Here is a 13071-nt window from a genome sequence, read left to right on the forward strand (position 1 = left end):
TCGTTCCGGTTCACCGGAACGGATCGGTGTCGGGCGGGTGATTTCGGCCCATTCAGCCGGTCGGGAGGACCAAGCCCCGATACGCGACCGTCAGGCCGAGAGACCCGAACAACGCCATCGTTCCCAGGAGCAACACGGTCCGATTGATGCGGCTGTTTTTCGACTTGAACCAGTCGAGCGTAACGTGAGCGTTCCAGACGGGAGCGAACGGTGTGATTCCCATCGGCGTTACGACGTCGCCCGCGAGATGAGCGACGATGCCACCGGTACCGATGACGAAGCCGAACTGAAAGGCCTGCGGTATCGAGGGTTCGACGGCGGCGAGTCCGGTGCCGGCGACCAGTCCGACGACGACGGCGAACCAGATCGTGTGCGTGGGTCCCCGATGGCGGATCCGCGGCAACGGTTGATCGAGATCCGGAAGGTTCGCGACGCCGACGGCGAGCAACGCCCCGAGCAACGCCAGTTCGAGCGACCAGCGGCTGGTCACCAGCGGCAGAAACGGTGCGTACAGTAAGGCGTTGAATCCGGAGTGCCCTTCCTGGTACATGGCGGATGACTGGCCGAGTCTCGGGACCGGACGGAAATCAACTGCACGGTCGGCCCAGCATCGGGCGCTCACCGAAGCGCCCGAACGCCGAATGTCGACACCGACAGGCCGCCGATCAGGACCGGCATCCAGTAGATCGCACCCCGGAAGATGAGAACGGCCGCGGTGACCGCAGACGCCGGGACGCCGGTCGTCGGGACCAGGAGCGTGACGAACGCGGCTTCGATACCACCGAGTCCACCCGGGAGCGGTGCCGCTCCCGCGAGGTTCGCAAGCGGGATCACGAACAGCAGAACGTACGCCGGGACGTCGTACCCCAACGCCGCGAACGCGACCGTGAGCGCGGCCGTTTGGAAGAGCCAGCCGCACAGCGACAGCCCGATGACCGCGGCGAGACGCCACCGGTCGGTCGCCACGCGCTCGATGTTCTCGAAGAACCGCCCCATTCGATCCGCGATATCTTCCTCGAGCGTCTCTGAATCGAATCGATCCAATCGGCCCAGTCTGGGGGCGATGACCGAAGGGAGTCGCTCGACGATCGTGGTGTGATACCGCCAGACGATCACCATGACGATCACGATACCGCCGATCAACGCGACCGCCGAGCCGACTGCCGTCTCGAGGCGACTGCCCAGGGCGGCGGTGGTCGCGTAGTACGCGACGCCGACGAGGATGAGCGAAATCGAGGGGACGACGTTGATGACGTCGACGCTTGCAATCCCGACGAGGCCGCTTTCGTAACGAGCGTCCGAGACTTTCGAGATGAGCAAGGCGGCGATCGGTTCGCCGCCGGCCTGGCCGAACGGTGTCACGTTGTTGGCGAAGACGGCGCCGGCATAGACGAGAAACGACTTGCCGATCGGGATGTCGACACCCAGCGTGGCGAGGACGGTTCGGAGCATGAGGCTCCACGCCGCGAGCCAGCAGAGCGCGAGACCGAACGTCCCGGCGACCAGCGACGGCTCGGCCGACAGCAGCGAGTCGACGACACCGCGCGCACCGACGAAGAAGAACAGTACGGCGAAGACCGCGACCGTCCCGACGGCCCCAATAATAAACGCACGCCGATTTCGCTCGTCCATGCCTGGTATCAATCGTCAGCAAACTTGAAACGTCTGATCGATGCTGAGGACCGGATCGATCCGGAAGAGCCGCTGCTGTCGCGCTTCAATCGATTTATTTGCGTGGAGCCGAGTGCCACCAGTAATGGACAGGACTCGTTCGTCGAACGTCCTCTTCGTCGTTCTCGATACGGTCCGGAAGGATCACCTCGGACCATACGGCTACGAACGGGAGACGACGCCAGCACTCTCGCGGTTCGCCGAGGAGGCGACCGTGTTCGAATCGGCGATCGCTCCTGCACCGTGGACACTGCCCGTTCACGCCTCGTTGTTCACCGGGCTCTATCCGAGCCAGCACGGGGCCGACCAGGGGAGCCCGTACTTAGACGGCGTGACGACGCTCGCAACCGTTCTGTCGTCGGCCGGCTACGACACCGCGTGTTACTCTTCGAACGCCTGGATCACGCCCTATACCAGCCTCACCGACGGCTTCGACGACCACGATTCGTTCTTCGAGGTCCTTCCTCGAGACGTTCTCTCTGGCCCGCTGGCCAGCGCGTGGCAGGCAGTCAACGACAACGACTACCTCCGCGAGTTGGCGTCGAAGCTCGTCAGGCTCGGTGCGATGGCACACGCCAAACTCGCAAGCGGCGAGGGCGCCGACTCGAAGACGCCCTCGGTTATCGACCGGACGAAGTCGTTCATCGACGAGAGCGACAGCGATGCGGGCTGGTTCGCGTTCGTCAATCTGATGGACGCCCACCTCCCGTATTACCCACCCGAGGAACACCGCGAGCGCTTCGCTCCCGGTGTCGACCCCGACGACGTCTGCCAGAATTCCAAGGAGTACAACTCCGGGGCTCGAGCGATCGACGACGACGAGTGGGAGGCTATCCGTGGGCTCTACGACGCCGAAATCAGCCACATGGACGCCGAACTCGGCCGGATATTCGACTGGTTGCGCGAGACCGGCCAGTGGGAGGAGACCACCGTCATCGTCTGTGCTGACCACGGCGAACTCCACGGCGAACACGACCTGTACGGCCACGAGTTCGCCCTCTACGACCAGCTGATAAACGTCCCGTTACTGGTGAAACACCCCGAACTCGGCGCCGAGCGCCGCGACGATCTCGTCGAATTGCTGGACCTCTATCACACGACGCTGGATGCCCTGCACGTCGACCCGGCCGACCTGGGCGAAACGACCGGCGACGAAGCGGCCGTCGCACGCGATCCGACGCGCTCGCTCCTCTCGAGCGATTACCGCCGGTTCGACGGCGCGGCCGAGACGGATCCCGGACAGCGGGCTGTACTCGAGGGCGACGATGGCGATTACGCCTTCGTCGAGTACGCCCAACCGGTTATCGAACTCCATCACCTGGAGGAGAAAGCCAGCGAGGCGGGCATCGACCTGTCGGACGATCATCGGGCGTATTCGCGTCTCCGGGCCGCCCGATCCACCGATGCGAAGTACGTGCGTGCAGATCGTATCCCCGACGAAGGATACCGATTGGACGACGATCCGGCCGAGGAATCGCCCGTCGGCCCGGCCGACGACGAAATCGTCGACGCGACCGAACGCGCGCTCGCACGGTTCGAAGAGGCGGTCGGCGGTGCGTGGGACGACCCCGACGAACGGGTCGCAGACGACCGTGACGCGCTGGCGGACGCCGACGAGGAAACGCGGGACCGGCTCAGAGAACTCGGCTATCTCGAGTGAGACGGACCGACCGGCACCCATCCCGGATCGGACTGTTTCATCGATCGGTATCGGCTGCATCGATCGGTATCGACGCGATAAGGCCGGTCGCGGTGACTTTCTCGGAACCAATAAGAATACGTAGGTCGACTCGAAAGGTAGCCGCAACTAATGGAGGACCAGCACTTCCTCGAATCGGACTGGGACTACTGCCTGGTGCTGGATGCGTGCCGGTACGACGTGTTCAGCGAGGTCTACGACGACTACCTCGACGGATCGTTGGAAAAGCGCTGGAGTACCGGGTCGTCCACGCCAGAGTGGGCCTATCGGACGTTCACGGACGAACACGATCTCGCGTATTTCTCCGGAAACCCCTTTATCAACGATCTGGGAATCCCGCTAAACGAACTCAAGTGGGGGGCGAGCTGTGACTACGAGTGGTCGGCTTCGGACCACATCAGCAACGTCTTCGACGTCTGGAAGACCGGGTGGGACGACGATCTCGGCACGGTGCCGCCGGACAGTCTGGCGGAGGCGTTCCACGATAATCGCGCGGCCGTCGACCGGGCCGATCGGGCTGTCGTTCACTACATGCAGCCACACGCGCCCTACCTCTCCCGCGGCAAAGGGCAAAAGCTCAAACAGATCCAGAAGGGGATCCGAAAGCAGGAGGAAGCGGAAAAGGAACCGGACGGTGGGAGCGGCGCACTGTCGTCGCTCGGCGACACGATCCGCCCGAAAGTCGAGACCAAACTCGAGGGAAGCGAACTCGCCCAAAAGGCCGGTCTCTGGCTCGAACTCGATCCGGCGGACCTCGTCAAAAACGGAACCCGAGAGGCTGCGATGGCACTCTACGAGGAGAACCTTCGAATTGCTCTCGAGTCCGTCGCCGACCTGATCCCGCAACTGGACGGGAAAGTCATCGTGACGGCAGACCACGGGGAGGCGTTCGGCGAGGAGGGCGTCTGGGAACACCACATCGAAACCCACATCCCGGCGCTCATGGAGGTGCCGTGGCTCGAAGTCGAGTAAGATACCGTTCGAACGAAATCGGGACCACCGATCGCCGCATTCCGTCGGCGATCGCGATTATCTGACCGGCAGCGGGGGCAGCTATGAAGATCAGCCACTACTTCGAACTCGAGGACCACGTCACCGGCGGTATCAAGGAGTCCGTCGTCCACCAGCGAAAGATGCTGGACCACCTCGAGCTCTCGTACACGACGGACCCGTCGCTCGACGCCGATCTGATTCACTGTAACCTGATGGGTCCCCGCTCCGTCTGGTACGCGAAGCGAGCGCAGCGCCGGAACGTCCCCGTCATCGCGAACGCGCACGTGACGGCCGAGGATTTCGGCGACAGTTTTCGATTTACGAACGCGCTTGCGAAACCGCTTCGACCCTACCTCGAACGGGCCTACGGATTGGCCGATGCGCTGGTCTGCCCATCCGAGTACAATCGGCGGCTGATAGAAACCTATACCGACGTGCCGACGACCGTCATCTCGAACGGCGTGGACCGGGAGAAACTCGACGGGTTCGAATCGTTCGAGTCGGAGTACCGAGAGCGATACGACCTCAGCCCGCCCGTCGTGTTCCTCGTCGGTCACGTCATCAAGCGCAAAGGTCTCGAGACGTTCGTCGAACTGGCCCGTCGGAAGCCCGAACTCGATTTTGCGTGGTTCGGTCACCTGGATCTCTCGCTCAAGGGACGGGAGACGACGGCGTTGATCGAAAACGCGCCGGACAACTGTACCTTTACTGGATTCGTCGACGACGTTCGCGGTGCGTTTGCGGCGGGCGACATCTTCTGTTTCCCGACGCACGAAGAAAACGAAGGGATCGCACTCCTCGAGGCGATGGCCGCCGGAAAACCGGTTCTCGTCAGGGATATCGAGACGTTCTCGTGGCTCGAGGACGGCGAGGACTGCCTGAAGGTATCGGAATCGGGTGTCGACGGATTCGTGGAGGCGCTGGAACGGCTCGCGGACCCGGCGGAACGAGACCGCCTCGGATCGAACGCGGCCAGGCGAAGTGAGGCGTTTTCGCTCGAGTCGGTCGCGAACCAGTATCAGTCGCTATACGAAGAGGTGGCCTAGATGAAAATCGGATTTTTCACCGACAGTTACTTTCCCGAGATCGACGGCGTAACGTACACGATCAAGCTTTGGCGCGAAGAGCTCGAACGGAAGGGACACGAGGTGTACGTCGTCTACCCGGACGGCGATTACGAGCCCGGTGAGCGAGAAATTCCGGTCAGATCGCTCCCGAATCCGTTCTACGCCGGCTACAGGATTCCACTGACGAAACGACCGTCGTCCCTCCCCGACCTCGACGTCGTTCACTGTCACGGGCCCGCTCCGATCGGCGTTCTCGGTCGCTACTACGCCTGGAAAAACGACCTGCCGACGATATACACCCACCACACGCCGCTCGAAGAGTATTTTCACCAGAGCGTCAAACTGGAGTCGGTTGCAGGCGCCCTTTCGAAAGGGTACGTCCCCCTGGAGAACGCATTTCTCGAGAGTTTCGACGTCGTCACGGCGTCGACCGAACGGATCGAGCGATCCGTCGAACACGTCCAGCTCCCCGTCGGAATCGATATGGACTTCTTCCAGCCGACGGAGGCGGACTGGTATCCAGACCGGACCGTGATCGGCTACAGCGGTCGGCTCAGTATGGAGAAGAACGTACACGAGATTTTGCGAGCCGCCGAGGAACGGACGGAGTACGACTTCGTTATCGTCGGCGAAGGCCCCTATCGCGATTGTCTCGAGCGAAACGCGCCGGACAACGTCGAGATTCGCTCGTTTCTCCCCCGCGAGGAATTACCGATCTTCTACTCGTCGATCGATATCTTTCTGACCGCGTCGACCGCGGACACGCTCGGCCTTTCGACGCTCGAGGCCAACGCCTGTGGGACGCCCGTCGCAGCGGCCGACGTGCCCCCGTTCGATCGAACGATCGGAGCTGATAACGGTGAGCGGTTCGAATACGGAACCCTCGAATCCATGGTCGACGCCATCGAAACCTGTCTGGCGACCGACCGCGAGACCAGAGCGGCCGTCGAACGCTACTCGGTCGGCTACACCATGGACCACCTCGAGCAGTTGTATCACAACGTGCCCCTCGCCAGGGACGACGCACACGTCGAGACCGAGAGCCCGTGGCGCTTCTCCGAAGAAGAGCGGAGTTGACCCGCGTTTCGTTCCGGGTCACCACGCCCTCGTTCTGGTCGAGCGATCCTTCCGGAGCGGAGCCCACACCCGACGTCTCGATCCGGAGTTGTGACGCCGGTCGGCCGGTCCCGTGCCGATTGTGAAGAACCCGAGCGGTCACCGGGTGGTCGTCGATACAGAGGGAACCCGGTATCCGGAATCACACTTCTGGCTCACTAATTTTCGTAGATTCATATGGGAAAATATTGGGCCCGTGTGGCGGTATATCATGACAATAGTGTCGGAACCGACCCGGCAGTTCAATGCCGGGGAACTCCCCGACGGCTACGGGAAATGACTCAGGATGTACGAGGACAATCGTTCAGACCGGACGGACGAATCGACAGACAATCGACTGAAACGGCGGTCCTTCCTGACCACGGCGACGGCTGCCGCCGGGACGGGGGTGTTCGGCTCGAGCGCCGCTGCGACGCCGTACGACGGATCACGCCACGCGATCCCGGGCCGAATCGAGGCCGAAGACTACGATACCGACGGCTCCTTCTGGGCGTTTCGAGATTCCACGGCGGGCAACGCGGGCGGCGCCTATCGGTCGGACGATGTGGACATCGAGTACGGAGGCGATAACTTCAACATCGGGTGGACGGAGTCGGAGGAGTGGCTCAATTACTCCGCGACAGTCGAGTCGTCGGGGACGTACGAGGTCACTGCGCACGTGGCATCGAACGATGGCGGCGGGACGTTTACGCTCTTACAGGATCAGCGAGGCCTGACGACGTTCGACGTTCCCGACACCGGCGGCTGGCAATCCTGGACGACGGTGACCGCCCGCGACGTCTCGTTCTCGAGCGGAACCCAGGTGATCCGAATCTACGTCGAGGAGGGTGGCTTCAACCTCGACTGGCTCGAGGCCGGGAGCGGCGGCGACGGGCCGCCCGAAGATGGCGGCGGAACGGACAACTATCCGAATCTCGATGGCGACGGCTGGGAACTCGTCTGGAGCGACGAGTTCGACCGGGGTTCGATCGATGCCTCGAAGTGGAGCTTCGCGACCGGCGGCGGCTGCGGCCGGAACGGCCGGTTGAACACCGACTGTTCCTGGGGCAACCAGGAAGAGCAGTACTACACGGACGGCGACAACGCCTGGGTCGAGAACGATCGGCTGATAATCGAAGCTCGGGAAGAACTGGCTCCGAACGGCCAGAACCCCTACACCTCAGCCCGGCTGGTCTCGGAGCACACGTTCGAGAAACAGTTCGGGCGCGTCGAGGTGCGCGCCAGGTTGCCCGCAACGCAGGCTCTGTGGCCCGCCATCTGGATGCTCGGGCAGGACATCTCCAGCGTGAGCTGGCCGGACTGCGGTGAAATCGACATTATGGAGCTGACGGGCGACGACACGGACACCGTCCACCAGACGATCCACGGCCCCGGCTACTCCGGTGGCGGTGGCATTTCCGCGGACTACAGCATTTCGGGAGACTTCACGCGGGAGTTCCACGACTTCCAGCTCACGTGGTACGACGACATGGTGAAGTTCTGGGTCGACGGCACCCACGTCAATACGCTCACTCCCGCGGACGTCGGTGGCAACCAGTGGGTGTTCAACGACCAGTTCTTCCTCCTGCTCAACGTCGCGGTCGGCGGCATCATGCCCGGCTATCCCGACGAACGCACCCAGCTACCCCAGCGCATGGAGGTCGAATACGTGCGGGTGTACGACCCGATCTGAGGGTTCCCCGTACCGTCTTCCGCCGCTGCTCGCTCCACGGATAGAATCGGCTCGATACCGGCCCTGAACTCGAGGCGGTCCACCATCGCCTGCCCCTCGGGCTCTATTCGGTCGCCGGACCGCCAGGAGACGCAGTTCCGGGCATCCACCTGCGGCCCAACCGGTCCCGTTCGTGATCCAATCCGAGACGGACCGCCGCGATATGCATATTACTCGCGAACAATTCGAGATATGCAGTTATAGAGCGCCGGGAGAAACGGCAGTTATGACCCTCGTACTCGCGGGAGCCGTCCTTTCGCTCTGCCTTCTTCCGTCACTCCTGTTCGTCGGATTCTGGTACGGCCTGGGACGCATGCAACGAAGTCCACTGGTTGTTCGCTCTCGCAAAAGGGCAGGCACCACTGATCCGGCAGTCACGTGGAACGATGTGGTTACCGCGTACGCTGATCCACAGACTGCGCTCCTCTCCAACTCATCTGCAATACGGTCGACGCCGACTCGTGACGATCGGTGTTCGGTGTGTGGCGCTGAGAACGATTCGTTCGCGTCGTTCTGCCGTATCTGCCTTCAGAAACGCAAGTGAGACGAACTGTGGATTCGTTCCTCGCCGGCACTTTAGTTCCACATTATTCTTTTATAATATATATTTAATAGAGACAGCAATAAATATGTTGTGATGGATCGAACGGTTCCGTGATCAAGGCTATAAAACAATGGTTTTCGCGATACTGATGGCCAATCACTGCACCTTACGACTTTGGGGATAGTGGAGACCTCGATTTCAACTTGATCGTCATCGCCGGCGCAACCCTGCCGTTCGACTGGGTCTATGACGGAGAACTCTTCGAGAGGCCACGCGAGTGCGACCAGGAGTCGCTTTCGCGTCTTTTGCGCTCTTATTCAAAGCACAGGATTGACCCCATAGTAGGCAGTCGACGACGATTTCGAGGTAAATAACCTCGAGTATCTGCTTCCAGAACGCGAGCGTCGTCTGAACTATCCCGTTACCGACTGGGTAGACCAACGGTTCGAACTCCCCACCAATGAATCGTACACCCTGGTCGGTCTCGAGACACTGAATCCGCTCGTCGACGAGGGTGTCGATCGGTGCTGTGAACACACCATCGCGAACTTTCGATATCAGCACCGGACACTCGTATTGTCGAGTTGCAACTGCCAGTCGAGCAAGCGCCGACACGACCATCCGCTCTGACTCGTCGTCGAGGTCGTCGTGCACACTATTCGAGAATGTCGAACACATCCACGGCTTTGTACTCTTTCCCGCGTTCCTTTCCAGTGACTTCTTCGAGGAGGCCATCTTCTTCGAGATCGTCAACAACTTTGTAGGCGGTCCGACGGGAGACATCGAGATACTCCATCAGATCTGGTGCCGTGAAATACGGATACTCGAGCAACTGACGAGCGAATTGGTCCGTGTTCGTCTCGTCCGGGTACTCGTTTTCGTATCGTTCCTGGAGTTCACGGAGTTCGTGTGTTCGACTGTATGACGTCTCGGCCTGACTTCGGAGGCCCTCGAGGAAGAACGCGAGCCAGTCGTCCCACGCACCGTCTTCACTCACTGCCCGCATTTTCTCGACGTACTCGACTTTGTGCCGATTGAAGTACGCACTCGGGTAGATGTATGGGCTCTCGAGATACCCCTCACTCGCCAAGTAGAGGATAATCAGAAGCCGACCCAGCCGTCCGTTTCCGTCCGAAAACGGATGGACCGTCTCGAAGAAATAGTGAATGATGGCAGCATCAATGAGCGGATGATATTGACCGCCCATCAGGAGGTACGACTCAAGCGACTGCATGAGGCCATTGACCTCTTCCGGGGCCGGGGGGACAAACGGACGTTGTCCAGTTCGCGGACTTGGCAACTGAACCATCTGGTCGCGGAAATCACCGACCACGTCACCCTCGTTACGCACACCTTCGAGCAGCATTGAGTGGAGCTTTTTCATGAGCGAGAGCGTTATCGAATCCTCACTTTCGATTCTGTCGAGTCCGTCGGTGAGCGCGTCCTCGTAATTGAGGGCTTCTTTCAGGTCTTTCTCGATTTGCGTGTCTGTTTCACCCGAGGGGTGGTGTGTGTGATACGCCTCGACGTCCCGATATTCCACTTCTGCACCTTCAATGCGAGCTGATTCAACGGCCTCGATACGGATGAGAGACGTGTAGAGGACTGTGGAGAAGTCCACCGTGGAGCTAACTCCGTCGACACGACCGATCTGATACGCGGTATCGGATACGAGGTCACGAGTTCGATCCGAAATCTCGAGCTTCGGTTCTACTGGGAGTGGCTCAGGTGAATAGTACGGATTTGGATGGTATGGCACGTACTTTCCTGGTGCACTGTCACGAAGCTCTCGCGTGGGCATTTCTGTAGTCCCATTTCTCACCCAGTGGTATAGGTGTTTTTATACCAAGTATACGTATGGGGCGATATAGAACTCGCGTGTGAGAACGAACGTGAGAAGTATACGTGATCAGTTCGCCACCGCATCTCTGTGTAGAGAGTATAATAAGCACCTGCACCATCACTTTCACTTCACGACGGCGGAGTCCCGGTAAGACCGACGGCCGATCACGGTGCAGCACCTCCGTTGGCCAGCTCCATCGGAGGGTATAGGTCGTTGACTACAGCATTCGCTTGGTTAGAATTGGGCCGCCCACGCCTTTGATAGGGTCTTTTTACGTGGGCATGTAAAGAATTTGATAAGTGCCCGGGGAGGGCTCCGAACCCTCGATCTCCGCATGTCCCAGGTTCGAGGCTCGGCAGTCCTCGAGGGACACGGAGGCTTCCAAGGCGAAACCGCACCGAATCTCTGAACCCTATGAGTGCGGCGCTATGTCCAGCTAAGCCACCCGGGCTCGATTACCGATAGTGCGGTCCGTTTCTTTAACCTTCCCATTCGGCATCGCTGTGTAACGTGGACCCACGGCACTGTCTAGATGAGCGGATTTCCCCGAGTTCGTATCTCTACTCAGACATACTGTGACTGGTGAGGACCGTGAAACGAATTCGAGAGAATACAGCGTGCTCTGCAGTGGCTGGACCGATTTGTGTCGTCGGTCAAGACCGCAATCGTCACGGTCGCTCAAACTGCTGAAATTTGCTGATCTGGCTCAACTAGACAGTGCCGGACCCACGGATTTATCATACGGTATTACAAACGACAGTGCATGAGCGTTCCCGGCATCGTCCACTCTACTCTCGATGGCGAGGAGATCGCGGCGCGGGTCTCTCTCGGCAGTGACGACGAGATTTTCATTACGCCAACCCGAACCATCGTCTACCGTGCAGACGGTCTTCTGAGCGACGAATCGGCAGACGAATTCCCGCACGACGCAGACCGGCTGACCCTCTCGGAGGGTCGGCGGAAAACGAAGTTTACCCTCGAGTACGCAATCGACGGCGATCGATCGTTCGCAGTTCCGGCGGGGAAAACCGACGACGTCCTCCATCCCGTCCTGGCGGGGGTGTTAAACGGCAACGAAATCACCGATCCCGGCGAGACGGTCGTCAAGACGTATCGGTTCAGCGAACTGACGCTGATCATCACGAGCGATCGACTCGTCAAGCACATCGGCGGTGCGGTCTGGGACGAGGACTACGAGGAGTACCACTTCGACGACGTGACGAAACTCGCGTTCGAGGACGGAAGCGTGGCGATCCAGATCGTCCTCACGGTCGACGGACGTCCCCAGCGGATCAAGGCGCCAAACGAGGAGGCAAACGACATCCGAGAACGTCTCCAGCGAGCCCTGTTCGACTATCACGGCGTGAGTTCGCTCGCGGAACTCAACAGCGTCGTCGGCGACGCCGTCGACGAGGAGCCCAGTACCGGCGGGTCGGTCGATTTCGGCGGCGGTGTCGATCCACTCGATGCGAACCCTCCGGAACCAGACACCAACGGGAACGGTGAGTCGCCGACCGATGCAGGGAACTCCCGACCGGCCGATCCGCTCGCCGGCGGCGGAACGGGCGACGGTCAGATGGCCGACTCGGAACCGTCGAGGGCCGCCGACAACGAGACCGGGGTCGCCCAGTCGCCAGGAGCGTCCGCCGCGCCAAATCAGGGTCGAAGCGGTGAGGACTTCGCGGAGACTGCGTCCTTCCTCGGGGAGGCGACCAACGTTGACGCGACGCTCGCGGACGAGGCGTTCGGTGGCGAATCCGGGCCCGAGTCCGGCTCTGGGGCGCCGGAAACGGATCCGGAACTCTTAGAACGACTCGAGGCGCTCGAGGCCGCTGTCGAGCGCCAAAGCGAGATTATCGAGCGACAACAGGGGACGATCAACAAGCTAATCGTGGAACTCCGGCAGGGTCGTTAGTCGTCCCGGCCGGTCACTTTTCGGATACACGAGGAACCGAACGGGCCGAGTTCCCCCGCGTCGAGATCGACGAAGTAGCCGGTCGTCAGCCCCGACCCACAGCGCTGACAGGAGAACTCCCCTTCCTTCGTGACGACGTCTCGTTCGAATCGAACGTACTGGCGGCTTTTCGGGCGGACGATGCCGTCGTCCCGTTCGATGAGGCCCCGGAGTTCGGCTTGGTCGAGGATCGATCGCGTAACCGTCGGGTCGGTCGTAATCGTCTCGATTCGGTCGACGGTGTCGGCGAGCGATATCGTTTCGTGCTCGAGTCTGGCGAGTAGCGCCAGCCCGAGTTCGACACGGTCGTCGTCCGCTTCGAAGGATGGGTCGAGCGAATCGGCGTCGCTGTCGGCGTCATCCTCGAACGGGTCGGCGTCGTCGTCAGGTCCGTTTTCGGGCCGGTTGTCGTCTCGATCCATCTATCGATGATCGTGACTCGGTGCGAATAAACGTTGTCGCAACGGGATGCA

11 protein-coding genes and 1 tRNA gene are annotated in these 13071 nt (G+C 60.9%); 6 read left to right on the forward strand and 6 right to left on the reverse strand.

Annotated features, from left to right (window positions below):
* Positions 1 to 52: 52 nt before the first annotated feature.
* Both NJT13_RS01635 and NJT13_RS01640 read right to left on the reverse strand, forming a co-directional pair.
* Entirely contained in the window at positions 53 to 550 is a 498-nt protein-coding gene (locus NJT13_RS01635) for a metal-dependent hydrolase (protein WP_254523750.1), read from the reverse strand.
* A gap of 68 nt (positions 551 to 618) precedes the next feature.
* Positions 619 to 1632: a lysylphosphatidylglycerol synthase transmembrane domain-containing protein gene (locus NJT13_RS01640; protein WP_254523751.1), complete on the reverse strand. Its 1014-nt coding sequence runs from the start codon at positions 1630 to 1632 to the stop codon at positions 619 to 621.
* A gap of 124 nt (positions 1633 to 1756) precedes the next feature.
* On the opposite strand from NJT13_RS01640, the gene NJT13_RS01645 reads away from it, so the two are divergent.
* From NJT13_RS01645 to NJT13_RS01665, 5 genes are all read left to right on the forward strand, one after another.
* Positions 1757 to 3331 (forward strand): sulfatase, encoded by a 1575-nt coding sequence (locus NJT13_RS01645; protein ID WP_254523752.1) that lies wholly within the window; start codon positions 1757 to 1759, stop codon positions 3329 to 3331.
* A gap of 150 nt (positions 3332 to 3481) precedes the next feature.
* Positions 3482 to 4342, forward strand: coding sequence for a hypothetical protein (locus tag NJT13_RS01650; protein WP_254523753.1), 861 nt, complete (start codon positions 3482 to 3484; stop codon positions 4340 to 4342).
* 83 nt (positions 4343 to 4425) lie between these two features.
* Positions 4426 to 5409 (forward strand): glycosyltransferase family 4 protein, encoded by a 984-nt coding sequence (locus NJT13_RS01655; RefSeq protein ID WP_254523754.1) that lies wholly within the window; start codon positions 4426 to 4428, stop codon positions 5407 to 5409.
* Positions 5410 to 6507, forward strand: coding sequence for a glycosyltransferase (locus NJT13_RS01660; protein WP_254523755.1), 1098 nt, complete (start codon positions 5410 to 5412; stop codon positions 6505 to 6507).
* A 325-nt stretch (positions 6508 to 6832) separates the two neighbouring features.
* The gene (locus NJT13_RS01665; protein ID WP_254523756.1) at positions 6833 to 8218 is read left to right on the forward strand and encodes a family 16 glycosylhydrolase; all 1386 of its coding nucleotides are present in this window, start codon (positions 6833 to 6835) and stop codon (positions 8216 to 8218) included.
* Between the two features lie 793 nt (positions 8219 to 9011).
* Here NJT13_RS01665 and NJT13_RS01675 read toward each other — a convergent pair.
* The 3 genes from NJT13_RS01675 to NJT13_RS01685 form a co-directional block, all read right to left on the reverse strand.
* Positions 9012 to 9455 carry a hypothetical protein gene (locus tag NJT13_RS01675; RefSeq protein ID WP_254523758.1) on the reverse strand — a complete coding sequence of 148 codons (444 nt, stop codon included), beginning with the start codon at positions 9453 to 9455 and terminating at the stop codon, positions 9012 to 9014.
* A 1-nt stretch (position 9456) separates the two neighbouring features.
* On the reverse strand, positions 9457 to 10602 hold the full coding sequence (locus tag NJT13_RS01680) for a Fic family protein (protein ID WP_254523759.1): 1146 nt from the start codon (positions 10600 to 10602) through the stop codon (positions 9457 to 9459).
* Positions 10603 to 10944: 342 nt separating this feature from the next.
* Positions 10945 to 11095 (reverse strand) — tRNA-Met (locus NJT13_RS01685).
* 312 nt (positions 11096 to 11407) lie between these two features.
* Here NJT13_RS01685 and NJT13_RS01690 point away from each other — a divergent pair.
* Positions 11408 to 12559 carry a DUF7115 domain-containing protein gene (locus NJT13_RS01690; RefSeq protein ID WP_254523760.1) on the forward strand — a complete coding sequence of 384 codons (1152 nt, stop codon included), beginning with the start codon at positions 11408 to 11410 and terminating at the stop codon, positions 12557 to 12559.
* On the opposite strand, the gene NJT13_RS01695 is transcribed toward NJT13_RS01690, so the two are convergent.
* Complete coding sequence (locus tag NJT13_RS01695) at positions 12556 to 13020, reverse strand: DUF5830 family protein (RefSeq protein WP_254523761.1); 465 nt, start codon at positions 13018 to 13020, stop codon at positions 12556 to 12558. The two genes, NJT13_RS01690 and NJT13_RS01695, sit on opposite strands and share 4 nt — an antisense overlap.
* Between the last annotated feature and the right edge of the window lie 51 nt (positions 13021 to 13071).

This window comes from Natrinema caseinilyticum, assembly GCF_024227435.1.
GTDB classification, from domain to species: domain Archaea; phylum Halobacteriota; class Halobacteria; order Halobacteriales; family Natrialbaceae; genus Natrinema; species Natrinema caseinilyticum.

Coding starts and splice junctions, on each gene's coding strand:
- NJT13_RS01635 (WP_254523750.1), bottom strand. CDS start 550: ATGTACCAGGAAGGGCACTCCGGATTCAACGCCTTACTGTACGCACCG.
- NJT13_RS01640 (WP_254523751.1), bottom strand. CDS start 1,632: ATGGACGAGCGAAATCGGCGTGCGTTTATTATTGGGGCCGTCGGGACG.
- NJT13_RS01645 (WP_254523752.1), top strand. CDS start 1,757: ATGGACAGGACTCGTTCGTCGAACGTCCTCTTCGTCGTTCTCGATACG.
- NJT13_RS01650 (WP_254523753.1), top strand. CDS start 3,482: ATGGAGGACCAGCACTTCCTCGAATCGGACTGGGACTACTGCCTGGTG.
- NJT13_RS01655 (WP_254523754.1), top strand. CDS start 4,426: ATGAAGATCAGCCACTACTTCGAACTCGAGGACCACGTCACCGGCGGT.
- NJT13_RS01660 (WP_254523755.1), top strand. CDS start 5,410: ATGAAAATCGGATTTTTCACCGACAGTTACTTTCCCGAGATCGACGGC.
- NJT13_RS01665 (WP_254523756.1), top strand. CDS start 6,833: ATGTACGAGGACAATCGTTCAGACCGGACGGACGAATCGACAGACAAT.
- NJT13_RS01680 (WP_254523759.1), bottom strand. CDS start 10,602: ATGCCCACGCGAGAGCTTCGTGACAGTGCACCAGGAAAGTACGTGCCA.
- NJT13_RS01690 (WP_254523760.1), top strand. CDS start 11,408: ATGAGCGTTCCCGGCATCGTCCACTCTACTCTCGATGGCGAGGAGATC.
- NJT13_RS01695 (WP_254523761.1), bottom strand. CDS start 13,020: ATGGATCGAGACGACAACCGGCCCGAAAACGGACCTGACGACGACGCC.